The organism is Novosphingobium decolorationis (assembly GCF_018417475.1).
GTDB classification, from domain to species: Bacteria; Pseudomonadota; Alphaproteobacteria; order Sphingomonadales; family Sphingomonadaceae; genus Novosphingobium; species Novosphingobium decolorationis.
Map to the genome: position 1 here is coordinate 261365 of NZ_CP054856.1, position 25257 is coordinate 286621.

Here is a 25257-nt window from a genome sequence, read left to right on the forward strand (position 1 = left end):
TTTTTTCAGGTGAATGACGAAGGTCCACGGTTCCAGCGGTTTACGGCGAGCAGAACGCCCAGGCAGATCATGTTGGTGAGCATCGAGGTTCCGCCATGGCTCATCCACGGAAGCGGGATGCCAACGACTGGCGCCATGCCCATCACCATCATCAGATTGATGGCGACGTAGAAGAAGATCGTCGTGCTCATTCCGGCGGCCAGCAGGCTCGAGAAGCGGTCCGGAGCCTTGGCCGCCACGCGCAGCCCCCAGCCCAGGATGATCGCGAAGACCGCGATCACGAAGAGGCCGCCCACCATGCCCCATTCCTCGGCCATGGTGGCGAAGACGAAGTCGGTATGGGCCTCGGGAAGATATTGCAGGTGGCTCTGCGAACCGTTGCCAAAGCCCTTGCCGAACACGCCGCCCGATCCGATCGCAATCTTGGACTGGATGATGTGGTAGCCATCGCCTTGCGGATCAGCCTCGGGGTCGAACAGCGTCAGGACGCGCTTCCTCTGGTAGTCGTGGAGCACGAAGAAGAAGGCCGCGGGGACGATGGCGATCAGCGGAACCGTCGCGCCGAAGAACCAGCTGATCGGGAGCCCTGCGAGAAACATGATGACGACGCCGCCAAAGCAGATGGCGAGCGCTGTTCCCAGATCAGGCTGGATCAGCACGAAAACGGCGGGAATGCCAATCAGGATGCAGGCAGGCACGAGGCCGCGCCAGCTGCGGGTAAGCGGCGCGGGAAGGGTCTCGTAGAACTTGGCCAGGACGAGGACGATACCCGGCTTCATCAGCTCGGAGGGCTGGAGCGTCATGAAGCCGAGGTCCAGCCAGCGCTGGCTGCCGCTGCCGACACCGATGCCGACCGCGCCGACCAGTTCGACCAGCACGAGCAGCATCAGGATCAGGGCGTAGGTCGGATAGGCCATGATCCGGAAGAAATTGCGGCTGAACATCGAGATGACGAAGGCCATCACCAGGAACAGGCCAAAACGCAGGACATGGCTCTGTGCATAGGGGTGCAGACTGCCCCCGGCCGCCGAATAGAGCACGGCGCCGCCCAGGCCCACGAGCGCGAAGAGCGGTATGAGCACGATCCAGGGCTGGCGTGCAAAGACCGCGGGCAGGTTCATGAGGCTCATTGCGTGGACTGCCCGGCACTGGTGGTGGCGGAGGGCGCTGCGTCCGACGTATCCGGCGATGCGTTCGCGCTTGGCGATGCAACCGGCTCGGGGCGGGGGCTCTGGGCTTCGCTCATGATGGGTTGGGGCTGGCTCTGCGTGTTTTCAGCGTCGCGCACGGCTTCGGCTTCCTGTTCGGTCGAGACCTTGGGAGCCGAGACGCCGTACTGCCGAACATAGGAGCCGTAGCGCGAATCGGCGCGTTCCTGCGCGGTGCCGCCCCACTGGCTCTCATATTCGGTGAGACGCTCCATCGCGGCCTCCTTGTCCCACAGGTAGGTCATCACGTCGCGCGCGATGGGGTAGGCCGCGCCCGAGCCGCCGCCGTGCTCGATGGCAACGGCGCAGGCGTAGCGGGGCTTGTCCCAGGGCGCGAAGCAGATGAAGTGGCCGTGGTCGCGGTACTTGAAGGGGCCGGTCTTGCCGTTCGAGATGCTGAGGCTAACGACCTGGGCCGTACCCGTCTTGCCCGCGAGCAGCACGTCCTTCATGGGCAGCGCGGCGCGGTGTGCCGTGCCGGGGCCGTTGACCACGTCCGACATCGCCTTGTGGACGTAGTCGAGGTGGTCCTGCGGGATACCCAGCGATTCGGCGTGCTGCGGCTTACCGGTGTGGATCAGGCGCGGCTGCAGGTTAAGGCCGCTTGCGATGCGCGAGGCCATGACCGCCTGCTGCAGCGGGTTCACGAGGAAGTAGCCCTGGCCGATGGTGGCGTTCACCGAATCGAAGGTCTGCCACTCGCGCTCGTACTTGCGCAGCTTCCAGGCCGGGTCAGGCACCGTGCCGTAGGACTGGCCGACGACGGGCAGGTCGAACTCCTGCCCGAGGCCCAGCTTGCGCGCCATCGCGGCAATGACGTCCATGCCCATGCGCTGGACCATCGCGTAGAAATAGACGTCGCAGCTCTGGTAGATGCCCTTGGCCATGTCGACCTGGCCGTGGCCACGCCGGTTCCAGCAGTGGAACACGCGGTTGCCCACGCGCAGGCCGCCGCCGCAATAGACGGTCTCGTTCGGGTCAAGGCCGGCTTCGCGGAAGGCGAGGCTGACCATTGGCTTGACGGTGGAGCCGGGCGGGTAGAGCCCGCGCAGGACCTTGTTGCGCAAAGGCACGTGGTCGTCATCCGACAGCATCTTCCATTCCAGGCGGCCGATGCCGTCGGAGAAGCTGTTGGGATCGAAGCTGGGCATCGAAGCCATCGCGAGGATGTCGCCGTTGTGGCAGTCCATCACGACAACCGAGCCGGACTCGGTGCCGATGCGCCGTGCGGCATAGGACTGCAGGCCCGCATCGATGGTGAGCTTGACGGTGTCGCCGGGAATGTCGTCGCGTGTCTCGAGGTCGCGGATGATGCGTCCGCGCGCGGTGACTTCGGTGCGCCGGGCGCCCGGCTTGCCGCGCAGTTCCTTCTCGAACACCTTTTCCAGGCCGTCCTTGCCGACCTTGTAGCCCGGCGTCAGGAGCAGCGGATCACGGTCCTTCTCGTACTCCTCGGCAGAGGCAGCACCGACATAACCGATAAGGTGGCCTACGTTCACGCCGTCGGGGTAATAGCGCGAGTAACCACGCTGGGTAACGACGCCGGGCAGTTCGGGCAGGCGCACGCTGACGGCCGAGAAACGGTCGAGATCGAGTCCGCTTGCAACCTGTACCGGGGCAAAGCCGCGGGCGTCCTCAAGCTTGTCCTGCAGGTCCTGCCGCGCGACCGGGGTGAGGTCGAGAAGATCGCCGAGCATCGCGACGGTCTCGGCCTTGTCGTGCATGCGCTCGGGGATCACGTCGACGCGAAAGTCGGCGCGGTTGGAAGCAAGTGGGGTGCCATGCCGGTCGAGGATCCAGCCCCGGCGCGGCGCGATCAGCGAGAGGTTGACGCGGTTGCTCTCGGCCTCGAGCTGGTACTTCTCGTTCTCGAACACGGCGAGGTAGCCGAGGCGCGCGGCGAGAAGGCAAGCGACCCCGCCCTGGACCGAGCCGAGCACGACGGTGCGCCGGTCGAAGCTGTTGCGCAGGATGCCGTTGGAAATGTGGGGCTTGGGCTTGGCGCGGCGAAAGCGGAATTTCATCGGGTGATCCGCACCGCGGTCAGGCGCAGGCGGTCAAGAACGGCAACCAGGCGTCCGATGAGGGGGTAGGCGAAAATCGAGATCACGAGTTGAGGCACCACGACATGAATGGGGGCATTGGCGGCAACCAGGTTGGACAGGAGATAGCTGCCCAGAATGTAGAGGATGATGAGACTGGTGGCTACCAGCCATTCGGTGGCGAAATTGCGCCAGGGGAAGCGCTCTTCCAGGTTGTCGATGGCGATGGCCGCGAGCGACCATAGCAGCACCGCGGAACCGAAGGGTTGACCCGAAAACAGATCGTCAACGAGGCCGAGCGGCAGGCCCGCCCACAGCGGCAAGAGCCCCGGGCGCAACTGGCGCCAGGCAAGGAAGGTCAGGAACCCGAACGGGGGGAACATCGGGGCCGAGGCGATCACGAACCAGGTCGGAACGATCGTGGCCAGCACCACCGACAGCCAGGGCACGACCTGGGCCAGGATCGGGGAGGGGGCCCGGTTGATCCGCGGACGCGGCCCATCGTCGCGGCGCGTCGTGGGGCCTTCGAGCACTAGGGCTTCTCCGCAGGGGCTTCGACCGGCGGTGCCTCCGGGGCCCAGGCCCTTTCGACGAGCACGTAGTCGGCATCGGTCGGGTTGCTGATCACGCGGGCAATGGCGCCGTCGCGCAGGATTTCGGTGAGGACCGCCATCGGCGTGCCGGGGCGGTAAAGGCCGCCAGCGCCCGAGGAGACGATGACATCGCCCTTCTTGAGCGGATTGATGCCCAGGTTCACGAGGCGAACCCGCAAGGTGCCATCACCCTGGCCCTGTGCGAAGCCGGCGACGCCGTCCTTGGTGCGGCGGATCGGAACCAGGCTCTCGGTGTCGGTAATGAGGAGGACCCGCGCGCTGGTCTGGCCCACTTCGAGGACGCGGCCGATGAGCCCGCGCGCAGAGCGAACCGGCATGCCCTTTTCCAGGCCCTTGTTGCGTCCCACGCCCAGCGTTGCAAAGCGGCGCGTGCTCGACGGCGTCGACGCGGTCAGGGTGGCGACCGCAACCACGTCCTTGCGCGTGCGGGTGAGCTTGAGCATGTCCTTGAGGCGCGCGTTCTCGGCCTCGATGGCTTCAGCCTCGACCAGGCGCGACTTCGCGATCGCGAGCTCCTTTTCGAGCTTCGCGTGGCGGCTTCCCATCTTGAAGAAGCCGGTAACGCTGTTCAGCACGTTGTCGCCGAAGCTGCGCCCCTTTGCGGTCGCTTCGGCGGCCGGGTCGGTCGCGTCGGCGGCAATCGCGCGCAAGCTCTGGAAACTGCTGGGATTGACGGCCGAGATCACGATCAGGACAAGCCCGATGACCACGCCCACCACGCCCGCAGTATGGCTGATAAACGAAGAAAATTGCGCTCTGCGGGAATATCCGGAGCGCTTGCTTGCCGGCGGCGCCATGCGCCCTGCACTCCAAGTCGAGCCGGACCTCTCCCCCGAGGGGAGGGGCTCCGGGTATTGCATCAATCAACGGGCGAGGAGCGCGCGGTGCGCTCTTCGCCTCGGCGGTGGATCAGGCGGACATCAGCACGCCCTGGTACACGGAATCTTCCATCGCACGGCCGGTGCCGAGCGCGACGCAGGACAACGGATCTTCGGCGACGCTGACGGGAAGGCCGGTTTCCTCGCGCAGATAGTCGTCGAGGCCGCGAATGAGCGCGCCGCCGCCGGTCAGGACGATGCCCTGGTCGACAATGTCGGCGGCGAGTTCGGGCGCGGTGTTTTCCAGCGCGATGCGCACGCCTTCGATGATCGCCCCGATGGGCTCGGCCAGCGCTTCGGCGACATTGGCCTGCGTGATCGAGATCTCCTTGGGCACGCCGTTCACGAGGTCGCGGCCCTTGATGTGGATCGTCTCACCTGCGCCATCTTCGGGCATGACGGCAATGCCGTAGTCCTTCTTGATGCGCTCTGCCGTGGCATCTCCGATGAGGAGGTTGTGGTGGCGGCGCACGTAGGAGACGATCGCCTCGTCCATCTTGTCGCCGCCCACCCGCACCGAGGTGGTGTAGGCAAGGCCGCGCAGCGAAAGCACGGCGACCTCGGTGGTGCCGCCGCCGATGTCGACGACCATCGAACCGACCGGTTCGGTGACAGGCATGTCGGCGCCGATTGCCGCAGCCATCGGCTCCAGGATCAGGAAGACTTCGCGCGCGCCGGCGTTGCTGGCGGCGTCGCGGATGGCGCGGCGCTCGACCGAGGTCGAGCCCGAGGGCACGCAGATCACGATCTTGGGGTAGCGGAAGAGATTGGACTTGCCGTGCACCTTGCGGATGAAGTGCTTGATCATCTCTTCGGCGATCTCGATGTCCGCGATGACGCCGTCACGAAGCGGGCGGATGGCCTCGATGTTGTCGGGCGTCTTGCCCATCATCAGCTTGGCGTCGTCGCCGACCGCCTTCACCTTCTTCACGCCGTTCATGGTCTCGATCGCGACGACCGAGGGCTCGTTCAGAACGATGCCGCGGTCCTGCACGTAAACGAGCGTGTTCGCGGTACCCAGGTCGATCGCCATGTCCTGAGAGCCGAGTTTGAAGAATCGCGAGAAGGGGCCAGCCATCTATTATCCGTATGATTTCCAGTCGCGAGGCGTTGCGCGAAGCGTGCCTGCGAAAGTCTGTTTTGCAAGAGAGAGGCTCCCTTAAACCATCGATTCGCGAAAGGCCAAAAATTTGTGTCGATTTCCGGTGGGTTTCCTCCGGTATCCGTCTCGAAATCGCGGCGCTTCGTCGTTAGTTTCAAGGGCTAGGGGTGTGCTTGCCGGCACATGCTCTGATTATGCGCCTGCAGGTGCCGTAAATTCTCCGCAAATTCAGGAATTCCATGCCCACGATTCGCCGTTTGCCCGAACATCTCGTCAACCGCATCGCTGCCGGTGAGGTTGTCGAGCGCCCGGCCTCGGCGCTCAAGGAGCTGGTGGAAAACGCGGTGGACGCGGGCGCCACGCAGATCACCGTGCGCATCGCCTCGGGTGGCTTGGACCTCATCGAGGTCACCGACGATGGCTGCGGCATGCGCCCCGACGAAATGGCCCTCGCGCTCGAGCGTCACGCAACCTCGAAACTTCCCGACGAACATATCGAGATGGTCTCGACATTGGGCTTCCGCGGCGAGGCGCTGCCTTCGATCGGCTCGGTTGCGCGCCTCACGATCGAGAGCCGCCCGCGCGGCGCGGACGAGGGCTGGAAGCGGGTGACCGACCATGGCGTGGTGAGCGAGGATGGTCCGGCGGCCCTGCCGCCCGGAACCCGCATCCGGGTCGAGGACCTGTTCGGCAAGGTGCCCGCGCGCCGCAAGTTCCTGCGCACGCCGCGCTCCGAATACGCCGCGTGCCAGGACGTGGTGCGCCGTCTTGCGATGGCCCGGCCGGACATCGGTTTCGTCCTCGAACACGACGGGCGCCGCGTCATCGCGGTCCAACCCGATGAAGAACTGGCTTCACGTGTCGCTCGACTTGTGGCGCGCGAACTCGCCGAGGATGGCGTCCTCATCGATTCCGAGCGGGGCAACGCCCACCTGACGGGCGTTGCAGGCTTGCCGACCTACAACCGCGGTGTCGCCGATCACCAGTACCTTTTCGTCAACGGCCGTCCGGTCAAGGATCGCCTCCTGACAGGTGCCGTGCGCGGGGCTTATGCCGACATGCTGGCGCGTGATCGGCATGCGGTGCTCGCCCTTTTCCTCTCGATCCCGCCCGAAGAGGTCGACGTCAACGTCCATCCGGCGAAGACCGAAGTTCGCTTCCGGGACCCGGCCTTCATCCGCGGTTTCCTGGTCGGCGCGCTGCGTCACGCGCTGGAAGCGGCCGGACAGAAAAGCGCGCAGCCACCCTCGGCGAACGCCATGGGCAACTGGCAGGTCGAGCCCGCAGCGCCAGCTCGCAGCGCAGAGCCCGCGCCCTCGATCGGCTCGCTCTTTGCACGCGAATACGCTCCCCAGCGCACCTCCTTCCCGAGTGGCGGCGGGTCAGGGCGCGTGGCCGAAGGCGCCGCCGCCTGGCGTGCCTACGAGGCCGACGTCATGGCGCAGCCTTCGGGCCGGGCCGAAGCTCTTTCCGAAGAGCCCGACGCGGCGGAGGAAGAGGCGCTGCGCTATCCCCTGGGTGTGGCGCGCGGCCAGATTTCGAACACCTACATCGTGGCCGAGGCCGAAGATGGCCTCGTCATCGTGGACCAGCACGCCGCGCACGAACGCCTGGTGCTCGAACGCCTCAAAGCGGCGGGCGCGGAAGAGGCGATGAACCACAGCCAGGCGCTCCTCCTTCCCGAGGTGGTCGAACTGGAGGAAGTCGCGTGCGATGCGCTGGAGGAGAAACTGGAGGATCTCGCGCGCTTCGGCCTCGTGCTTGAACGCTTCGGGCCCGGCGCGATGCTGGTGCGTGCAATCCCCTCTGTCCTGCGCAAGTCGAGCGCGGAGGCGCTGGTGCGCGATGTGGCCGACGATCTGGCCAAGAACGGCGATGCCTTGCTCCTGGGCGAGCGGCTCGATCTCGTGCTGGCGACGATGGCCTGCCATGGCTCGGTCCGGGCCGGTCGCACGCTTTCGGTGGCCGAGATGAACGCGCTGCTGCGTGAAATGGAGCACACGCCGCGCTCGGGGCAATGCAACCATGGACGCCCTACGTGGGTTAAGCTGGCTCACGCAGATATCGAGAAACTGTTCGGGCGAAAGTGATGCACGCAAGATGGATGGGGCTGGCGCTGGTTGCGGCGCTGGCCGGCTGTGGCTCCGAGGATACCGTGGCCGAAAGGAAGGCCGATGCGGCGAAGGACGTCGCCATGGTCAAGCGGATGAGCAAGGCTCCGTTCGAGCCGATCATCCCGCAGCCCATCGCCGATGTGGACATGGAGCGCTATGGCCTGTCGCATCGCGGCTGCCGCTTCACGGCCAAGGGCGATGAGAACCCGATCTTCGTCGCAGGTCCGGACGAGGGCTTCATGATCGTGCCGCCCGACCTTGACCGCTATGCCGCGCGCACGACCAGTGCCGAGCTGCCGGGCGGCGCGCATTCGACGTACACGGGCCTTGAAAACTGGTTGGATATCATCCGCTTGCCCGACGATGAGACGGGAGGGGATGCCGTCAACTGGCCCGCGCGCATCATGCTCCACGATGCGCAGGAGCGGGTCGCCTTCATGGCCGACGGCATGATGGATTGCACGCCGCCGGACACCGACTAGCGTCGCGTTACAGGGTGGTGGTCTTTATCAGCATCCAAAGCGCCATGCCGACCATGAACAGGTTCTCGGTGAGCGAGACGAAGCCCAGGGGCACGTTCGCCGACCCGCCCACGCAGGCGCACTTGAGCTCGCGCTTCTGGATGTAGACCGCATAGAAGACCGAGGCCGCGCCCACGCTTCCGATACCGAGCGCCACGGGGATCGAGAGGATGGGCAGGACATGCGCGGTCATCAGCGCGCCGGCCGTCCATTCCAGGAACGGATAGGCATAGGCGTAGGGCACATAGCGCCGGGCCAGAAGATCGTAGCCGAGGAACATCGTCGAGAACTGCTCGACATCCTGCAGCTTGAGCATGGCGAGCAGCATCATCGCAATCGAGACGAACCACTCGGCGGTCAGCACGGTCAGCGCGCTGCCGAGGACGGCCCAGCTGCTCGCGATCGCGAGAGCTGCGGCGGTGAGGAATACGGCCAGGACGGGCGTGTAGCTTTTCCGGTCCGCGTCCGGCACGTCGAGCTTCAGGAACTTGCGCAGGTCGGTGTATCCGCCGATGCGCTGCCCCGCGATGAAGATCTGCGGAGTGGTTTTCACATCGTGCTTTTCCTGAAAGGCGTCCGTCTGCTCACGGGTCTGCAGCCAGTGGTCTTCGACGTCATAGCCCTTGCGTTCCAGCAGATGCTTTGCCTTGAGGCCGAAGGGGCAGATGTGCTTGTCCATCACCATGCGGTAGAGGACGGCGTTCTGGTTGGGGTGGGGCATGGCAGATCAACTCAGGGCCTGGCGGGCGGCGTGGAACTTGCGGCCCGGATCGGGAATGATGCGGTAGCGCGCGATGATGAGGCTGAAGAGCCCGAACAGCAGGAGACCTGCGGCCACCGCTGTATGGATCGCGCCCATCTCGCGCAGGTCGAGAATGGCCCCGCCTACCGAGCGGGCCTCGGAGCTGTTTTCCGACCAGGCCGAGCGCAGCAGCGACCATCCGATGAGAAGGTAGACCACCGCGCGGGCGGCATAACCGGCACGCCCGAGCCAGCAGCTCCAGGTCGGGGCGCGGGGGGAGACCCACCTCATGAAGCCGAGCGTGAAGGCCTCGCGCGCCTGGAAGAGAGCGCCGGTCACCAGCGCGACACCGGCGATGGCAAGGGCAACGGGCCCGAGCTCGAAACCGAGCGCGGTCGAGACCATGTCGTGCGTACGGTCGCCTGCACTCTGCTTGCTGCCGATGGCGAACTGGAGCGCCGACCAGGCAAGGCCGAGGTGGAGCACGCCGCTGCAAAGGTGCCCTGTGCGTGTGGCGATGCCCTTGGCATCGGTTCCGCGGTTCTCGATGTCGAGAAAGGCGGAGGAAAAGCGGAACAGGGCGTAGCCCAGAAGTCCGGCTGAGGCGGCAAAGAGGATCGGGACGCCGCCCGGGATGTGCTGGATGTAACCCAGAACACCGGACTGGCCGGAGCTGACCGTCTGCGTCGAGGAGCTCGACAGGGCCAGATAGCCCAGCAGGGCGTAGACGACGCCGCGCGCCACGAAGCCCAGACGGGCGAGCCAGACGATCTTTTCGGATCGGTCGATCATGGGGAGCGTGTTCCTCGCAACTCGTTAAGGGGTTGCAAGGGCAACGCATGGGCCTGCGTTTAGTGCCGAACCTGCCCCGCCCCCTCAAGTCGGAGGGGGCGGGATGCAAGCTGAAGTGGGGGCTGGATCAGACGTTGAACTTGAAGTGCATGACGTCGCCGTCGTGCACCACGTATTCCTTGCCTTCCTGACGCAGCTTGCCCTGTTCCTTGGCGGCCGCTTCGCCGCCGAGAGCCACGAAATCGTCGAAGGCGATGGTTTCGGCGCGGATGAAGCCGCGCTGCATGTCGGAGTGGATCTCGCCTGCAGCCTCAGGCGCCTTGGCGCCCTTGTGGACGGTCCAGGCGCGCGCTTCCTTGGGACCGACCGTGAAGAAGGTCAGCAGCTCGAGAAGCTCGTAGCCCGCGCGGATGATGCGCGCGAGGCCGGCTTCGGCCAGGCCCATTTCCTCAAGGAACACACCGCGGTCTTCCTTGTCCATGCCGACCAGTTCGGCCTCGATGGCGGCCGAGACGATGACCGCGGTCGCGCCCTCGGCAGCGGCCTTCTCGAAGACGCGCTGGGAGAATTCGTTACCCTCCGCAGCCGCTTCTTCCTCGACGTTGCAGACGTAGAGGACGGGCTTTGCGGTCAGGAGCTGGGCCTGGCGGAAGACGCGTTCTTCTTCCTCGTCCTTGGGCTCGGTCAGGCGGGCGGGCTTGCCTTCGCGCAGGAGTTCGAGCGCCTGGCCCAGGACCGAGGCGGCGATCTTGGCTTCCTTGTCGCCGCTCGCGCCGCGCTTCTGCGCCGCGGGGACGCGCTTCTCGAGGCTTTCAAGGTCGGAGAGCAGGAGCTCGGTCTCGACCGTGTCGGCATCCGCAATCGGGTCGACCTTGTTGTCGACGTGCTGGATGTCGTCGTTCTCGAAGCAGCGCAGCACGTGGATGATCGCGTCGACTTCACGAATGTTGCCGAGGAACTGGTTGCCCAGGCCTTCGCCCTTCGAGGCGCCGCGCACGAGCCCGGCGATGTCCACGAACGAAAGCTGGGTCGGGATGATCTTGGCCGACCCCGCGATCTCGGCCAGCTTGTCGAGGCGCGGATCGGGAACGCCGACCTGCCCGACGTTGGGCTCGATCGTGCAGAAGGGATAGTTGGCAGCCTGGGCAGCCTGCGTCTCGGTGAGCGCATTGAACAAGGTTGACTTGCCGACATTGGGCAGGCCCACGATTCCGCAACGGAAACCCATTATCTACTCCGGTAAGAAAATTTGGCTGCCCATAGCGCCGCAGCGCCCTCTTGGCCAGTTTTAGCGGTGCATTTCGGTTCAGGAAATGCACAAAGGGGATCAGGCACGTGCGCATAACGGAAAGTTCAGGGCTTGTCGCTAGGTAGCATGCCATGAGCCGATCCCTCCCCCGCTTCGCGCTGCCCTTCGTGGCCCTTTCTTTGCTCGCCGCGTGTGGCGACAGTCCTGAGACCCTCCTTGGAAAGGCGCAGGATAGTCTGGCACGGGAGGATTTCGACCAGGCGCGTGTCGAGGTCGCCTCAGCCTTGCAGGAGGATCCGGGCAATGCGGCCATGCTCGAAGTGCTGGCGCGCGCTTACCTGGGCCTGGGTGATCCCGATGGGGCGGAAGGCGCGCTTCGTCGCCTGGAACAGGCGGGCGGAACGGGGAGCGGCCTCTCGGTCCTGAAGGCCGAGATTGCGCTGCTGCGGGGACGACCTGCCGAGGCGCTTGAGCGTCTGGGTACCGCAGAAGGCGAAGATGCCGCCCGCGTGCGCGCCGAGGCCAATCTGGCGCTCGACCGGCGCGAGGCCGCCATTGCCGCGTTCGAGGCGGGGATGGAGCAGGGCGGCGGTATCCGCCTTGCCGAGGCTTATGCGCGTTTCCGATTGCAGGACGGCCAGTTCGACGCGGCCGAGGCGATCTACCGCCGGATGGTCGCGCGCGATGCGGGGGCTTACGAAACGCTCGTGCTGGCTGGAGATCTCGCGGCGGCGCGAGGCCAGACCGACGCCGCCATTGCGGCTTTCCGCAAGGTGGTGGAGGCCTATCCCGACCGGCCGGCACCGCGCGTGGCGTTGGCCAACCAGTACGACATCAAGGGCGATGTCGACGCGGCTACGAAGGCCATCGAGACCGCCCGCAAGGACCTGGGTGCGACGCCCGAAATCGAGGCAATGCGGATACAGCTGCTCTCCGAAAAGGGCGAGTGGGAGGCGATCCGCACGACCTTGCAGGCGCGTGAGGCCCAGCTTGAGCCGGGCTCACCGCTCAGTCTCAGTTACGGCGAAGCGCTGCTGCGTCTTGGCCATGCCGAGCAGGCGCGGGTGATATTCCAGAGGGCCTCGCTGGCGCTTCCGGGCAATCCCTATTCCCGGCTCATGCTCGGAATTGCGCAGATCGAGACCGACAATCCCGGTGATGCCTGGGAGACCTTGCGCCCCCTTGCGATGAGCCCGCTGGCTGGGCCGCAAGCCATCAACGCCGCGCGCCAGGCGGCCGACGCGGTGGGAGCGCCCGAAGCGGCAGCACTGGCCGCACGGCTCGATCCGGCGCGGCTCAAGGCCGCACAGGCGCGTATCGAGGACGGCGCACGGGCCATGGCGCGGCAGGAGTGGGCGAAGGCGGTGGCGATCTACCAGCCCATGCTGTCAGGTGCAGGAGATGCCGAGGTGCTGCGACGCCTTGCCCTGGCTCACATGCACATGGGCGAAGTCGAGAGCGCGGTGGGCTATGCCGACCGCGCGATGGCGCAGGCTCCCGACAACCCCGATTGCATCTACGTGGCCGGGCTTGTCCGCCTGGAGGGTGGGATGCAGCTGGAAAAAGCGCGGCAACTTCTGCGCATGGCCGCGAAAGCCGATCCCGGCAACGCGGCCATTTCCCGTTCGCTCGCAAAGGCAAAGGCCGCCGAAGGCTGAACCTTCGACGGCCTTTCGGGGCTGCGTGCATCCACCAACGGGAATGGCGGCGCGCTTACCCGATGTCCGGCCTGCGCGCCCGTGATGGGCGTGGGCGCGCGGCAGGTGCATGGTGCGCTGGCTCAGGCGACCCGACGCTTGCGGCGGCGCGCATAGGCAAGGCCAATGAGGCCCAGGCCCATCATGCCCAGCATGCCGGGTTCGGGAACATCGGTGCCGCCCGACGAGCCACCGGACGTGCCACCCGAAGTGGTGGTCGTGCCACCCGAGGTCGTCGTCGTGGTGCCGCCCGAAGTGGTCGTGGTACCGCCCGAGGTGGTGGTGGTGCCACCGGAGGTCGTCGAGGTGCTGCCGCCGCACATGGTGGAGCCGCCCGAGTGACCACAATCGCAGTAGTGCGAGTGGGTGCCGCCCGAGGACGTCGGCCACCAGAAGAAGGTGGCGTGCGCAGGGGTGGCGAAGGCGACCGAAAGTGCCGTGGAAATAGCGAGAGTATTGAAAGTCTTGCGAAGCATCCTGACGTATCCCCTGTAAACTTGAGATGTGCGCCAATCTTAGCAATGGCTGTGCCAATCGCAGTTTTCAGCCATAGTTAGTGGTTAATGTAACCAACCGCATTACACAACTGTAAACTAACTCGACAGAAGTCAGCCCTGCTGGCGCAGGGCGATCTCGCTCATGAAGCGTGGGTCGTTGCCTTCGGCGAGCCAACCGGCCTCGGCGGCAATCGCCCCGAGCATGTCGGCGAGCGGGTCGATCTCGGCCTTGGCGTAGTTACCCAGCACATACCCGGTGACCCGATCCTTGTGCCCGGGATGTCCGATGCCCAGGCGAACCCGGCGGTAGTCGGGGCCCAGGTGCTGGCCGATGGAGCGCAGGCCATTGTGCCCGGCATGGCCGCCGCCCTGCTTCACCTTGACCTTGAACGGGGCGAGATCGAGCTCGTCATGAAAGACGGTAAGGGCGTCGGGCTCCAGCTTGTAGAAGCGCATGGCCTCGCCGACCGAGCGGCCGCTCTCGTTCATGAAGGTGGCGGGCTTGAGGAGCAGGATCTTGTCGCTCCCGAGCCGACCTTCCTGGAGCCAGCCCTGGAATTTCTTCTGGACAGGGCCGAAGCGGTGCACGTCGGCAATCGTATCGAGGGCCATGAAGCCCACGTTGTGCCGCTGCATGGCATATTGCGGTCCCGGGTTGCCAAGTCCCACCCACAGTTGCGTGGCCATTGCCTGTCCTTTCGGTCTGTCCTGAGCGCGCGCTTACTGGCGTGCAAGCGCCCAAAAGAAAAGGCCCTTTCCGCGCACCGGTGGCCGGGGCGGAAAGGGCCTGAACTTGTCGCGAGGCGATTACTCGGCGGTTTCGCCTTCGGCCTTGGTCGTGTCGCCTTCTTCGCTCTTGAGAGCCGAGGGCGCCGCGATCGTCGCGATGGTGAAGTCGCGGTCCGTGATCGCCTGCTCGACGCCGGCGGGCAGCGTCACGTGGCTGGCGTGGATCGATTCGCCGACGTCGAAGCCGGTGACGTCGATCGAGATTTCGTCGGGGATCTTGTCCGCGGGGCAGACCAGCTCAAGCTCGTGACGCACGATGTTGAGCACACCGCCACGCTTCAGGCCCGGCGACAGCTCTTCGTTGGCGAACGCGACGGGCACGTTGACGTGCACGGTGGCGTTCTTCGAGAGGCGCAGGAAGTCCGCGTGGAGCGGAATGTCGGTCACGGGATCGAAGGCAACGTCCTTGGGGAGCGTACGCAGCTTCTTGCCAGCGACTTCGACCTCGACGATCGAGTTGAAGAAGTGGCCAGTGCCGAGCTGGCGGACCAGCTCCTTCTGCTCGACGTGGATCGCGATGGGCTCTTCGTTGTTGCCATAGACCACGGCGGGGACACGACCTTCACGACGCAGGGCGCGGGAGGCTCCCTTGCCTGCCCGTTCGCGCGTCTCGGCCGGCAGGGTAAGCGTATCGCTCATAGTACTTGCCTTTCGAAAACTGGATAAAGTAGCGGTGCGAGGCCGACCATCGGCCCGCAACCTTCCGTCACGCCTCCAGGGATGACCATGACAGAAGGCAGGGCCCTTATGCGCAAAGGCGCGCAAAGGCAAGCGCTATTGCAGACGCTTGACGGTGAGCCCCGCGCGCTCGAGGAGGGCAACGAGGCCGTCCGGGCCGACCATGTGCGCCGCGCCCACGGCCACGAACGGGCGTCGGTCCTCGCGCACGGTCTTGGCGATCTTGTCCGCCCACGCCGCGTTGCGGGCCGTGAAGAGCGCTTCGCGCAGTTCCGGATCGGCCAGCAGCCCCCGGCGCGTCTCGGCTTCGAGCGCCGTGATGTCACCTCTACGCCAGCCTTTGAGCAGATCCGCGCCGTCCGGGGAGGTGGCTTCCTGGGCAACGGCCCCCAGAAGGTCGCGTTGTTCGCGTTCGGGAAGGGTATCGAAGATCCCGAGCTGCGCCTCGGCACCCTCCAGTTCAAGCACCGGACGGGCGCCTGCGGCTTGCAGTACCGCGCGGTCGACGCCATTGGCGGCGTCGCTGCCGTCTTCCGAATTGCGCGCCAGTGTCAGCGCAGCAGCCCAGGTCTCGACCTCGCGAAACTGTCCGTCGACATAGCCGGCCTTGTCCATGAGGGCCTTCAGTGCCGGCCGGACATCGGGGGCGACCCGCGTGCTCAGGGGAGGCTCGTTCTCGCCTTGTGCAAGGCGCGCGAAGGTGGCTGCAACAGCGGCGTCGTCCTGCAGATTTCCGACTTCGACCATGATCGCACCGGCCTTCGTTAATGCCCCGTCGATCGTGTCGCTGCGCCAATCAAGCGGTGCAGGCGCGCTGTGGATCGTGCCGAAAAGCCAGCCCTCGTGGCCAGCTTCATCGCGTACGGCCCACAAGGCCGGGGTTGCGGGCAGGGGCTCGGGCCCGCAGGCACCAAGCGCCAGTCCCAGCAGCAAGGTGGCTAGAAGTCCGCGAAGCATGCGCATTGGCAGCGGCCTTACTGAATTCGCTCGGCGGTGATGCCTTCGCGCGCGAGCAGGTCCTGTACGCTGTCCTTTCCGGCCAGGTGTCCCGCACCGACTGCAACAAAGACCTCGCCCGGTGTTTCGAGGCGCTCTTCCAGCCATGCGGTCCAGTTGCGGTTGCGCGTGGTCAGGAGCGCTTCGCGGATGGCGGGATCGCTTTCCTGTTCGTTCAGGATCTGGGCAAGCTTCTGCGCCTTTCCGGCCCTCCAGGCGCCCACCATCTCGGTGATGTCGGCTTCCATGGTGGGCAGTCCCTCGATCACTTCGGCGAGGTAGGTTTCCTGGGTCTCGGGCGAGAGGTTCTCGAACTGGCCAAGCTGGTATTCGGGCGTTTCGAGCGCCTGGTGATCCATGCCGCGCGCCTTGGCGAGCTCGGAAACCTGGGTGTCGACGCCGTGCGCAAGGTCATAGCCTGCGGCCTGGAGCGGGAGCAGCGAGAGCATCAGGGCCGCAAACCAGCTGTCGGTGCGATCAAACGCATCGAGCGGAAGGCCGAGCTTGCGAAGGGCGGCTTCGTAGCTGGTGCGGTGCTCGCTCGTCAGCGTGTCGCGCAGGTTCTTCCCGTCCTCGCGCTGGCTGAGGCGCATCATTATGGCCTGCGTCCGTGCCTGTGCGTCCATCGGGACCTCGGTGACGAGCGTATCCGACGCGGCAAGCGCTTGCGCGACCGCACCGCTGTTCCAGTCCACCGCCTCGGGCAGGACATGGATCGTGCCGAACAGCCAGATCGTGGTGTCCTCGTCCGCGACCTTCCAGAGCGCCGGGCGCACCGGTTCGGCCGCTGCCTCGGCGGGGAGGGGGGCTGCCTCCTTGGTGCGGGCCGGGCCGGGCAAGGCAAGGGAGCAAAGGGCAAGGCTGGCGGCGAGCGATAGGAAACGTGTGCGCATGGTGGCGTATTGAATAGGGAGCCGCAGCGTGCGCGGGTAGGGTGAAAATCGGATAATCGTGGGAAAGTGGGCCGCATCTGGAGCCGTCGCCGCCTAGGGGCGGGTCTTTCCGATCGTGTCGGCGCGGCAAGGATGTTGTGAGGATGTGGTGAGGATACTGCGGCAGGTTGTTCCCCAAATCCCGCACCTGGGTGGGAAATGGGCGCAGCGCAGTTGATTTGCCGGGCTCCATCCGCCAAAGGCGGGCCGTCACATTCGACACGAAAAGAACAAGACGGATTACCCATGCCGACGCCTGCGAAAGAGCCGCTCAGCTTTCAGGACATGATCCTCACGCTCCACAATTACTGGAGCAAGCAGGGCTGCCTGATCCTTCAGCCTTACGACATGCGCGTGGGCGCGGGTACGTTCCACCCGGCAACGACGCTGCGCTCGCTGGGGCCTGAGCCCTGGAAGGCGGCCTACGTGCAGCCTTCGCGCCGTCCGACCGATGGCCGCTATGGTGAGAACCCGAACCGCCTCCAGCACTACTACCAGTATCAGGTGGTCCTGAAGCCGAACCCGGAGAACCTCCAGGAACTCTACCTTGCAAGCCTTGCCGAGATCGGGATCGACCCGCTCGCGCACGACATCCGCTTCGTGGAGGACGACTGGGAAAGCCCGACGCTGGGCGCCTGGGGTCTGGGCTGGGAAGTCTGGTGCGATGGCATGGAAGTCACCCAGTTCACCTACTTCCAGCAGGTCGGCGGGTTCGACTGCAAGCCGGTGACGGGCGAGCTGACCTATGGTCTGGAACGCCTTGCGATGTACATCCAGGGTGTCGACTGGGTCTATGACCTCAAGTTCAACAACGAAGGCGTGACCTACGGCGACGTCTTCCTGCAGAACGAGAAGCAGCAGTCGAAGTACAACTTCGAGATCGCCGACACCGACGCGCTGTTCGCAGGCTTCAAGGCCGCCGAGGCGGAAAGCCAGCGCTGCATCGAGGCGAAGATCCCGCTCGCCGCCTACGACCAGGCGATCGAGGCCAGCCACCTATTCAACTTGCTGCAGGCGCGCGGCGTGATTTCGGTGCAGGAGCGCGCCAGCTACATTGGCCGCGTGCGCGATCTCGCCAAGGGGGCCTGCGCCTCGCACATCGAAGTGAATGCGGAACGCTGGGAAAAGGATTTCCCGGGGTGGAGTGCGTAAGATGACCGATTTTCTGCTTGAACTGCGCTCCGAGGAAATTCCCGCCCGCATGCAGGCCGGGGCCCGCGCGGACCTGGAAAAGCTCTTCCGCAAGGAAATGAAGGACGCGGGCGTTTCGGTGGGCGGTATCACCGTCTACTCGACGCCGCGCCGTCTGGCGCTGATCGCGAAGGACCTGCCGGTTCAGACCGAGGCCGTGCGCGAAGAAACCAAGGGACCTGCCACCAGTGCGCCCGAACAGGCGCTGGAAGGCTTCCTGCGCAAGACCGGCTTGTCCAAGGACCAGTTGGAAGTGCGCGACATCAAGGGCAAGGACACCTACTTCGCGGTCGTCGAGAAGCCGGGCCGCGCGGTCAAGGACGTGCTGGCGGACGCGATCCCCGCGATCATCCGCGCCTTCCCCTGGCCCAAGTCGCAGCGCTGGGGCGCTGCCTCGCTGAGCCCGGAGAGCCTTCGCTGGGTGCGCCCGCTTTCGGGGATCGTTGCGATCCTGGGCGATGAACTGGTCGAATGCGCGGTTGAGGGCATTACCTCGGGCCGTGTTACCAAGGGCCACCGTTTCCACGCGCCGGGCGAAATCACGCTCTCGGGTGCGGACACCTACGTCGAGACGCTGCGCGCGGCCTATGTGCTGGTCGACCACGCCGAGCGTCAGGACCTCATCCGCAGCAAGGCCGCCGAGGCCGCGAGCGCCGCCGGCCTCACGCTGGTCGAGGACGAGGGTCTCGTGATCGAGAACGCCGGCCTCACCGAATGGCCGGTGCCGCTGCTCGGCCGCTTCGATGAGGACTTCCTCGAAGTCCCGCCCGAAACCATCCAGCTCACCGCGCGCGTCAACCAGAAGTACTTCGTGTGCGAGAAGGACGGCAAGCTGGCCGACGCCTTCGTGTGCACCGCGAACATCGCCGCAGTGGACGGCGGCGAGGGCATCGTTGCGGGCAACCGCAAGGTGCTCGCCGCACGCCTGTCCGACGCGCGCTTCTTCTGGGAGCAGGACCGCAAGACGCCGCTTTCCAAGCAGGCTGAAAAGCTGGGCCGCATCACCTTCCACGAGAAGCTGGGCACCGTCGCCGACAAGGTCGAGCGTGTGGCCAAGCTCGCCGAATGGCTGGCGGCCGAGGGTATCGTGCCCAACTGCGATCCCGTGCTCGCCCGCAAGGCAGCCGAGCTGTGCAAGGCCGACCTCGTCACCGAAATGGTCGGCGAGTTCCCCGAACTGCAGGGGCTGATGGGTGGCTACTACGCCCGCGCCGAAGGCCTGGGCGACGAAATCGCCGACGCCATCCGCGACCACTACAAGCCGGTCGGCGCAGGCGATGACGTCCCGACCGCGCCGGTCTCAGTGGCCGTGGCGCTGGCGGACAAGCTGGATACGCTGCGCAGCTTCTTCGCTATCAACGAAAAGCCGACCGGCTCGAAGGACCCCTTCGCGCTGCGTCGCGCAGCCTTGGGTGTGATCCGCCTCGTCACGGACAACAACCTGCGTTTTGGGGTTGCTGAAGGCGACCTTCTCGATTTCTTCGCCGACCGCCTCAAGGTCCAGCAGAAGGAAGCGGGCGTTCGCCACGACCTGATCGACGCGGTCTTCGCGCTCGGCGGCGAGGACGATCTGGTGCGCCTGCTCGCGCGCGTCCATGCGCTTCAGGCCTTTGTCCAAACGGACGATGGCGCAAACCTGCTGGCGGGCTACAAGCGCGCCAACAACATCCTCAAGAAGGAAGGGTTTGTGGCCAACGAAGTGGCGCGTACGGGGGACGAGGATCCGATGGAGAACGTCGACGATCCTGACATGACCGAGGTCTACGCCCAGCGCGGGCGCCTGTCCTACACGCCCGAACCGGCCGAGCAGGCGCTGATGGACGCGCTTGCCGCTGCAGCGCCGAAGGCGGTGGCCTGCGTCGAGGCCGAGGACTTTGCGGGCGCGATGGCGGCACTCGCCTCGCTGCGCGCTCCGATTGACGCATTTTTCAACGATGTAACCGTGAACGACAGCGATCCGGCGAAGCGCACGGAACGGTTGGGCCTCCTCGACCGTTTCCGCGCTGCAGTGCACAAAGTGGCTGACTTCTCCCGGATCGAAGGCTAGTATTTTTGCCCGGCCTGGAGGAGGGCCGGACGTAATTAGGAAAGCCAATACAATGACGAGGCAGGTCTACACCTTCGGCGGCGGTGCCAAACACGATGACCCCCGTGCAAAAGACAAGGTGATTACGGGGGGTAAGGGTTCCAATCTTGCCGAGATGGCGGGAATTGGTCTTCCTGTTCCTCCCGGCTTTACGATCACGACAGAAGAGTGCGTAAAGTATCTTGCCGAGGGTGGTGACTTTTCGGACGCGCTGCGCGCTGACGTGGCCGAGGCGCTGACCCACATCGAAAAGACGGTGGGCAAGAGCTTTGGCGATACCGCCGATCCGCTGCTCGTCTCGGTCCGTTCGGGTGCGCGGGTCTCGATGCCGGGCATGATGGACACGGTCCTGAACCTGGGCCTCAACGACGAGACGGTCGAAGGGCTTGCGAAGGTCTCGGGCGATGACCGCTTTGCGTGGGATTCCTACCGCCGCTTCATCCAGATGTATTCCGACGTCGTCCTTGGTCTCGACCACGGCCGCTTCGAGGAAGCCCTCGAAATCGTCAAGGAAGACAACGGCTTCATGAACGACGTCGAGCTGTCGGCGGACGACTGGCGCGGCATTGTCACGCAGTACAAGGCGATCGTTTCCGAGGAACAGGGCAAGCCCTTCCCGCAGGACGTGCACGAACAGCTCTGGGGCGCTATCCGCGCCGTGTTCGACAGCTGGGATTCCGACCGCGCCAAGGTCTACCGCCGTCTCAACGACATTCCGGGTGACTGGGGGACGGCCGTCAACGTGCAGGCCATGGTCTTTGGCAACATGGGCGAAACCTCGGCCACCGGCGTTGCCTTCACCCGCGACCCGGCAACGGGCGACAAGGCCTACTACGGCGAATACCTCGTCAACGCGCAGGGCGAGGACGTCGTTGCCGGCATCCGCACCCCGCAGTACCTGACCAAGGCCGCCCGCGAAGCCTCCGGCGCCACCGCGCCTTCGATGGAAGAGGCGATGCCCAAGGCTTATGGCGAACTCGCCGCTGTCTTCGAGCTGCTTGAAAAGCACTATGCGGACATGCAGGACATCGAGTTCACCGTGCAGCAGGGCAAGCTGTGGATGCTGCAGACCCGTTCGGGCAAGCGCACCGCCAAGGCCGCACTCAAGATGGCGGTCGAAATGGTGGGCGAGGGCCTCATCGACGAGGCGACCGCGATCAAGCGCGTCGACCCGATGGCGCTCGACCAGCTTCTGCACCCCACGCTCGATCCCGAAGCCCCGCGCGACATTCTCGCCAAGGGCCTGCCCGCCTCGCCGGGCGCGGCCTCGGGCCAGATCGTGCTTGACGCCGATACGGCCGAAAAGCGCAACGAACTGGGCGAAGCGGTGATCCTGGTGCGCGTGGAAACCTCGCCGGAGGACATCCACGGCATGCACGCAGCAAAGGGCATCCTGACCGCGCGCGGCGGTATGACCAGCCACGCCGCCGTGGTTGCTCGCGGCATGGGCCGCCCTTGCGTCTCGGGTGCCTCGGGCGTCTCCATCGACATGAAGACCCGCACCCTGCGCATCGGCTATCGCGAGCTCAAGGAAGGCGATGTCATCACGCTGGACGGCGCGACGGGCGAGATCATGGCGGGTGAAGTGCCCACCATCGAGCCTGAACTTGCGGGCGATTTCGGCACGCTCATGGAGTGGGCCGACAAGCACCGCCGCATGAAGGTGCGCGCGAATGCGGAAACGCCGACCGACTGCAAGATGGCCCGCCAGTTCGGCGCCGAAGGCGTTGGCCTGTGCCGCACCGAGCACATGTTCTTCGATGCCGGACGCATCTCGGCCGTGCGCCAGATGATCCTGGCCGAAGACGAAGCCGGCCGCCGCGCCGCGCTGGAAAAGCTGCTCCCTGAACAGCGCGCCGACTTCCACGCGATCTTCGATGTCATGGCGGGCCTTCCGGTCACCATCCGCCTGCTCGATCCGCCGCTGCACGAGTTCCTGCCGCAGGGCGAGGCCGAGTTTGCCGAGCTGTCCGATGCTATCGGCATCGGTGTTGACACGCTGCAGCGCCGCGCAGGCGAACTGCACGAGCTGAACCCGATGCTCGGCCACCGTGGCTGCCGTCTGGGCATCACCTTCCCGGAAATCTACGAGATGCAGGCGCGCGCGATCTTCGAGGCCGCGTGCGACGTGGCTGAGGCCTCGGGCGATGCGCCCGTACCCGAAGTGATGATCCCGCTGGTGGCTACCCGCAAGGAGCTCGCAATCCTCAAGAAGGTCGTCGACGAGACCGCCGCGGCCGTGTTCGCCGAGAAGGGCCGCACGCTCGAATACATCGTGGGCACCATGATCGAGCTGCCGCGCGCGGCTCTGATGGCGGGCGATATCGCGCAGGAAGCCCGTTTCTTCTCGTTCGGTACCAACGATCTCACGCAGACGACATTGGGCGTCAGCCGCGACGATGCGGGCCGCTTCCTCAGCCCCTACGTCGAGAAGGGCATCTACCCGCGCGATCCGTTCGTCAGCCTCGATGTCGAGGGTGTCGGCCAGCTGGTCGAGCTGGGCGCCGAGCGTGGCCGCACGACCCGTCCGGACCTGAAGCTGGGCATCTGCGGCGAGCATGGCGGCGATCCGGCCTCGATCGCGTTCTGCGAGAAGGTCGGCCTCGACTACGTCAGCGCCTCGCCCTACCGCGTGCCGATCGCGCGCCTGGCCGCGGCACAGGCTGCGCTGGCCTGATCACGAACAGGGCGGCGTCGAGACGCTCTCGACGCCGCTCCTTGATCATTACTTTCGCCAGCCCGAAAGGGTGAGGATCTCGAAAGTTTCCACGGTTCGGCCGTCTTCGCCCCGCGCGGTGAAGGCGGCCGAAGCGCGTTTGCGCGCTTCCTTTCCAAGGATCGGACCTGCATCGTTCAGCACGTTCGAGGCACCCTGGGCGCGAAGGTCCGCCACCAGGCTATCGAGGCTGCGAAAGGCGACCTTGAGCGGGCGCTGGTCGATCACCGGATCGGTAAAGAGCGTGCGCTGGAGCAGTTCGCCGCCCGCGCGCACGTCGACCATGGGGTGGAGGCGCGGTGCGGGCCGCTCGCCGTCGGCTTCCAGCATGGCTTCGCGCAGGTTCTGCAGGCTGCCGAGCGACAGGAAGCTGGCGATCATCATTCCGCCTTGCGCAAGTGCGCGGCGGATGTGGATGAGGGCGCCGGGAAGATCGTTGACGGTGTCGAGCGTGCCCAGGCTCACGATCAGCTCGAATTCGCCGAAGGGATAGGGCTGTTCTTCGTCAAAGCCGTCGGCCGGGTCGATCTCGGTGACCTCCCGGCCTGCCGCGCGCATCGCGCGGCCCAGATCTCCGGTGTAGTCGCCCACGATGAGCACGGTCCTGGGCTCGAAGCGCAGGAAGCCGAGCCGCTCGTGGACGTCCTCGATCATGTCCTCGATGAGGTAGCGCGCCGCGTTCGGACGCTGCTGCAGGAGCCGCAAGCGCTGACGCAGCGCCGTGCGGCGGCTGCGCGAAAAGATGCGGGGCGGAGTGCGGGGAGGTGTGCTGGCCATGACCGCTCCCTGCCGCGTTGGTTAAAAGGTTGCAACCGCTTGTGCGGCAAGGCCGCGCGCCTAGGCTGCATCCATGCGCATTCGCGAGGCCTTTTCTCCGCTCATAGACCTCGTCTTTCCGCCGCGATGCCCCTTGTGCGGGGACATGATTGCGACGCAGACGGGTCTCTGCGCGGATTGCTGGAGCGAACTGGCGCTTCCGGGAACGCCGGCCTGCGCAAGCTGTGGGCGTCCTTTCGCGCACCAGGTCGCGGAAGGAAGCTGCTGTGCGCCGTGTCTGAAAGACCCTCCACGGCACGACGGGATCGCGTCGGCAACGCTCTACAACGCGGCCTCGCGCAAGTTGGTGCTGGCGCTCAAGCACGGTAACCGCATCGGGCTCGCGCCCTTGCTTGCGCAGTTGATGCTGGCACGGCTGCCCTTTCTCGATGAGCATTGGCTTGTGGTTCCGGTGCCACTGCACCGCTGGCGGCTGTGGCAAAGGGGCTACAACCAGTCCTCCGAATTGGCCAAGGGGCTCGCCCGGCCACGGGGCGCACGGCTCCTGCCCGAGGGGCTGATACGCACGAAGTCGACGCCCTCGTTGGGTGGGCTCGGCGCGGTTGCCCGCAAACGTACGCTATCCGGTGCCATCCGGGTAAATCCGCGAATGACGGCGACATTCAAGGGCGCGCAGGTCGTCCTGGTCGACGATGTGATGACGAGCGGCGCCACGACCGAGGCCTGTGTATCGGCGCTCAAGAAGGCGGGCGCGAAGAGGGTGGTCATTGCATGTTTCGCGCGTGTGCTCGACGAAGCGCTTAGTGCCACATGAATGTCATACAGATCGTCCAATAGGCACGTGTCCGCCAGTCTTGCGCTGCCGGGCCAATGGTCGGAAGTTTTTGGGACAGAATCGAAAACGCCCGGAATGACTGGCATTCCGGGCGTCCTCGTGACGAAACTGTTCGGACCCTGCGAATCGAAGCAACTTCCCCTTAGTCGCTTGGTCCGTCCCTCAAGGCGGCAGGTCCTATGTAGATGATACCTGCCGCAAATTCTCCCTGAACCGTGGCGCTTGTCATTCAGCACCCTTTGGGTCAGAAGCAGTCCCCCAGCTGCAAAACCTTTTTCCGTCACTGGACGGCAATTGGAAAGCGGTTTCCGGGATCAGGGTCGATTTTGGGCCGCAGCTGTTGTTATCCTGCAACAATCGAAGCCTGTGGCTGCGAATTAGAGGAACTTTTGGAAAATGGCAGACGGTTGCGACGCGGATCGGGAGAAGGGCACCGCGTTCCTCCCCAAGTTCGACGCACAGGGCCTCCTGATCGCGATCGCGGTCGACGCGCAGACCAAGGACATCCTGATGGTCGCCTACATGGATGAAGAGGCGCTCGCCAGGACGCGGGAGACCGGCCTTGCCCATTTCCATTCCCGTTCTCGCGGCAAGCTCTGGCTGAAGGGTGAAACCTCGGGGCACTTCCTGCGTGTCCAGGAAATTCAGGTCGATTGCGATCAGGATGCGCTCACCCTGGTTGTGAAACCCGAAGGCCCGGCGTGCCACACCGGCGCGCGCCGGTGTTTCTACCGCCGCCTTGAGGGCGACGAACTGGTTAACTTCACCGACTGAGCGCAGTCGGCGAAAGTTGGGGTGCCC

At 65.4% G+C, this 25257-nt stretch carries 22 protein-coding genes and 1 pseudogene; 9 read left to right on the top strand and 14 right to left on the bottom strand.

Translation table 11 applies throughout. From position 1 onward, the window contains the following. Positions 1-5: 5 nt before the first annotated feature. From rodA to HT578_RS01315, 5 genes are all read right to left on the bottom strand, one after another. Positions 6-1130 (bottom strand): rod shape-determining protein RodA, encoded by a 1125-nt coding sequence (rodA, locus tag HT578_RS01295; protein WP_213501672.1) that lies wholly within the window; start codon positions 1128-1130, stop codon positions 6-8. Continuing rightward, positions 1127-3232 carry a penicillin-binding protein 2 gene (gene mrdA / locus HT578_RS01300; protein ID WP_213501674.1) on the bottom strand — a complete coding sequence of 702 codons (2106 nt, stop codon included), beginning with the start codon at positions 3230-3232 and terminating at the stop codon, positions 1127-1129. The genes rodA and mrdA overlap by 4 nt, the downstream gene beginning before the upstream one ends. After that, the gene (gene mreD, locus HT578_RS01305; protein ID WP_239026429.1) at positions 3229-3783 is read right to left on the bottom strand and encodes a rod shape-determining protein MreD; all 555 of its coding nucleotides are present in this window, start codon (positions 3781-3783) and stop codon (positions 3229-3231) included. Before mreD ends, mrdA begins: the two co-directional genes overlap by 4 nt. Next, on the bottom strand, positions 3783-4574 hold the full coding sequence (gene mreC / locus HT578_RS01310; RefSeq protein ID WP_226635567.1) for a rod shape-determining protein MreC: 792 nt from the start codon (positions 4572-4574) through the stop codon (positions 3783-3785). The genes mreD and mreC overlap by 1 nt, the downstream gene beginning before the upstream one ends. Positions 4575-4773: 199 nt before the next feature. Further along, entirely contained in the window at positions 4774-5820 is a 1047-nt protein-coding gene (locus HT578_RS01315; protein WP_039393837.1) for a rod shape-determining protein, read from the bottom strand. 263 nt (positions 5821-6083) lie between these two features. On the opposite strand from HT578_RS01315, the gene mutL reads away from it, so the two are divergent. Together mutL and HT578_RS01325 are read left to right on the top strand one after the other, a co-directional pair. Next, positions 6084-7934 carry a DNA mismatch repair endonuclease MutL gene (gene mutL, locus HT578_RS01320; RefSeq protein ID WP_213501678.1) on the top strand — a complete coding sequence of 617 codons (1851 nt, stop codon included), beginning with the start codon at positions 6084-6086 and terminating at the stop codon, positions 7932-7934. Continuing rightward, on the top strand, positions 7934-8440 hold the full coding sequence (locus HT578_RS01325) for a hypothetical protein (protein WP_239026430.1): 507 nt from the start codon (positions 7934-7936) through the stop codon (positions 8438-8440). Before mutL ends, HT578_RS01325 begins: the two co-directional genes overlap by 1 nt. A 7-nt stretch (positions 8441-8447) precedes the next feature. Here HT578_RS01325 and HT578_RS01330 read toward each other — a convergent pair whose 3' ends face one another. The 3 genes from HT578_RS01330 to ychF form a co-directional block, all read right to left on the bottom strand. Then, positions 8448-9200 (bottom strand): MauE/DoxX family redox-associated membrane protein, encoded by a 753-nt coding sequence (locus tag HT578_RS01330; protein ID WP_213501680.1) that lies wholly within the window; start codon positions 9198-9200, stop codon positions 8448-8450. A 6-nt stretch (positions 9201-9206) separates the two neighbouring features. Beyond that, complete coding sequence (locus tag HT578_RS01335; RefSeq protein WP_213501682.1) at positions 9207-10013, bottom strand: DUF1206 domain-containing protein; 807 nt, start codon at positions 10011-10013, stop codon at positions 9207-9209. A gap of 127 nt (positions 10014-10140) precedes the next feature. Beyond that, positions 10141-11241: a redox-regulated ATPase YchF gene (ychF, locus tag HT578_RS01340; protein ID WP_039393810.1), complete on the bottom strand. Its 1101-nt coding sequence runs from the start codon at positions 11239-11241 to the stop codon at positions 10141-10143. A gap of 152 nt (positions 11242-11393) precedes the next feature. Here ychF and HT578_RS01345 point away from each other — a divergent pair, with 152 nt between their 5' ends. Further along, positions 11394-12920 carry a tetratricopeptide repeat protein gene (locus HT578_RS01345; protein WP_213501684.1) on the top strand — a complete coding sequence of 509 codons (1527 nt, stop codon included), beginning with the start codon at positions 11394-11396 and terminating at the stop codon, positions 12918-12920. Between the two features lie 122 nt (positions 12921-13042). Here the strand turns inward: HT578_RS01345 and HT578_RS01350 are convergent, their stop codons facing one another. The 5 genes from HT578_RS01350 to HT578_RS01370 form a co-directional block, all read right to left on the bottom strand. Continuing rightward, positions 13043-13435, bottom strand: coding sequence for a PEP-CTERM sorting domain-containing protein (locus tag HT578_RS01350; RefSeq protein WP_039393808.1), 393 nt, complete (start codon positions 13433-13435; stop codon positions 13043-13045). Between the two features lie 132 nt (positions 13436-13567). Then, a complete protein-coding gene (gene pth, locus HT578_RS01355; protein WP_039393803.1) occupies positions 13568-14143 on the bottom strand; it encodes an aminoacyl-tRNA hydrolase in 576 nt (191 codons plus the stop codon). 120 nt (positions 14144-14263) lie between these two features. Then, positions 14264-14884: a 50S ribosomal protein L25/general stress protein Ctc gene (locus HT578_RS01360; RefSeq protein ID WP_213501686.1), complete on the bottom strand. Its 621-nt coding sequence runs from the start codon at positions 14882-14884 to the stop codon at positions 14264-14266. Between the two features lie 135 nt (positions 14885-15019). Further along, positions 15020-15886, bottom strand: coding sequence for a TraB/GumN family protein (locus tag HT578_RS01365; protein ID WP_213501688.1), 867 nt, complete (start codon positions 15884-15886; stop codon positions 15020-15022). Between the two features lie 11 nt (positions 15887-15897). After that, a complete protein-coding gene (locus HT578_RS01370; RefSeq protein ID WP_213501690.1) occupies positions 15898-16812 on the bottom strand; it encodes a TraB/GumN family protein in 915 nt (304 codons plus the stop codon). Positions 16813-17097: 285 nt separating this feature from the next. Between HT578_RS01370 and HT578_RS01375 the strand changes: the two genes are divergently transcribed. From HT578_RS01375 to ppdK, 3 genes are read left to right on the top strand one after another with little or no spacing between them, the layout of a single operon-like run. Further along, positions 17098-18003 carry a glycine--tRNA ligase subunit alpha gene (locus HT578_RS01375; protein WP_039393797.1) on the top strand — a complete coding sequence of 302 codons (906 nt, stop codon included), beginning with the start codon at positions 17098-17100 and terminating at the stop codon, positions 18001-18003. Between the two features lies 1 nt (position 18004). Beyond that, the gene (gene glyS / locus HT578_RS01380; RefSeq protein WP_213501692.1) at positions 18005-20089 is read left to right on the top strand and encodes a glycine--tRNA ligase subunit beta; all 2085 of its coding nucleotides are present in this window, start codon (positions 18005-18007) and stop codon (positions 20087-20089) included. Between the two features lie 52 nt (positions 20090-20141). Continuing rightward, positions 20142-22805, top strand: a complete 2664-nt coding sequence (gene ppdK, locus HT578_RS01385) for a pyruvate, phosphate dikinase (RefSeq protein WP_213501694.1) — start codon at positions 20142-20144, stop codon at positions 22803-22805. A 48-nt stretch (positions 22806-22853) separates the two neighbouring features. On the opposite strand, the gene HT578_RS01390 is transcribed toward ppdK, so the two are convergent. Continuing rightward, positions 22854-23621, bottom strand: a complete 768-nt coding sequence (locus HT578_RS01390; protein ID WP_213501695.1) for a methyltransferase domain-containing protein — start codon at positions 23619-23621, stop codon at positions 22854-22856. Between the two features lie 73 nt (positions 23622-23694). Here HT578_RS01390 and HT578_RS22450 point away from each other — a divergent pair. The 3 genes and pseudogenes from HT578_RS22450 to hisI all read left to right on the top strand — a co-directional run. Then, positions 23695-23889: pseudogene (locus tag HT578_RS22450) on the top strand (double zinc ribbon domain-containing protein); the annotation flags it as partial. Between the two features lie 78 nt (positions 23890-23967). Then, entirely contained in the window at positions 23968-24435 is a 468-nt protein-coding gene (locus HT578_RS22455; RefSeq protein WP_338422181.1) for a ComF family protein, read from the top strand. Between the two features lie 417 nt (positions 24436-24852). Further along, positions 24853-25230, top strand: a complete 378-nt coding sequence (gene hisI, locus HT578_RS01400) for a phosphoribosyl-AMP cyclohydrolase (RefSeq protein ID WP_213501698.1) — start codon at positions 24853-24855, stop codon at positions 25228-25230. Positions 25231-25257 lie beyond the last annotated feature (27 nt).

What these genes read in the sequence shown, in the direction of transcription:
- HT578_RS01315 (WP_039393837.1), bottom strand. Translation starts at nt 5,820, where the DNA reads ATGGCTGGCCCCTTCTCGCGATTCTTCAAACTCGGCTCTCAGGACATG.
- HT578_RS01365 (WP_213501688.1), bottom strand. Translation starts at nt 15,886, where the DNA reads ATGCGCATGCTTCGCGGACTTCTAGCCACCTTGCTGCTGGGACTGGCG.
- pth (WP_039393803.1), bottom strand. Translation starts at nt 14,143, where the DNA reads ATGGCCACGCAACTGTGGGTGGGACTTGGCAACCCGGGACCGCAATAT.
- ychF (WP_039393810.1), bottom strand. Translation starts at nt 11,241, where the DNA reads ATGGGTTTCCGTTGCGGAATCGTGGGCCTGCCCAATGTCGGCAAGTCA.
- HT578_RS01330 (WP_213501680.1), bottom strand. Translation starts at nt 9,200, where the DNA reads ATGCCCCACCCCAACCAGAACGCCGTCCTCTACCGCATGGTGATGGAC.
- mutL (WP_213501678.1), top strand. Translation starts at nt 6,084, where the DNA reads ATGCCCACGATTCGCCGTTTGCCCGAACATCTCGTCAACCGCATCGCT.
- glyS (WP_213501692.1), top strand. Translation starts at nt 18,005, where the DNA reads ATGACCGATTTTCTGCTTGAACTGCGCTCCGAGGAAATTCCCGCCCGC.
- HT578_RS01370 (WP_213501690.1), bottom strand. Translation starts at nt 16,812, where the DNA reads ATGCGCACACGTTTCCTATCGCTCGCCGCCAGCCTTGCCCTTTGCTCC.
- HT578_RS01345 (WP_213501684.1), top strand. Translation starts at nt 11,394, where the DNA reads ATGAGCCGATCCCTCCCCCGCTTCGCGCTGCCCTTCGTGGCCCTTTCT.
- HT578_RS01335 (WP_213501682.1), bottom strand. Translation starts at nt 10,013, where the DNA reads ATGATCGACCGATCCGAAAAGATCGTCTGGCTCGCCCGTCTGGGCTTC.
- ppdK (WP_213501694.1), top strand. Translation starts at nt 20,142, where the DNA reads ATGACGAGGCAGGTCTACACCTTCGGCGGCGGTGCCAAACACGATGAC.
- HT578_RS01390 (WP_213501695.1), bottom strand. Translation starts at nt 23,621, where the DNA reads ATGGCCAGCACACCTCCCCGCACTCCGCCCCGCATCTTTTCGCGCAGC.
- HT578_RS01350 (WP_039393808.1), bottom strand. Translation starts at nt 13,435, where the DNA reads ATGCTTCGCAAGACTTTCAATACTCTCGCTATTTCCACGGCACTTTCG.
- HT578_RS01375 (WP_039393797.1), top strand. Translation starts at nt 17,098, where the DNA reads ATGCCGACGCCTGCGAAAGAGCCGCTCAGCTTTCAGGACATGATCCTC.
- rodA (WP_213501672.1), bottom strand. Translation starts at nt 1,130, where the DNA reads ATGAGCCTCATGAACCTGCCCGCGGTCTTTGCACGCCAGCCCTGGATC.
- hisI (WP_213501698.1), top strand. Translation starts at nt 24,853, where the DNA reads ATGGCAGACGGTTGCGACGCGGATCGGGAGAAGGGCACCGCGTTCCTC.
- mrdA (WP_213501674.1), bottom strand. Translation starts at nt 3,232, where the DNA reads ATGAAATTCCGCTTTCGCCGCGCCAAGCCCAAGCCCCACATTTCCAAC.
- HT578_RS01360 (WP_213501686.1), bottom strand. Translation starts at nt 14,884, where the DNA reads ATGAGCGATACGCTTACCCTGCCGGCCGAGACGCGCGAACGGGCAGGC.
- HT578_RS01325 (WP_239026430.1), top strand. Translation starts at nt 7,934, where the DNA reads ATGCACGCAAGATGGATGGGGCTGGCGCTGGTTGCGGCGCTGGCCGGC.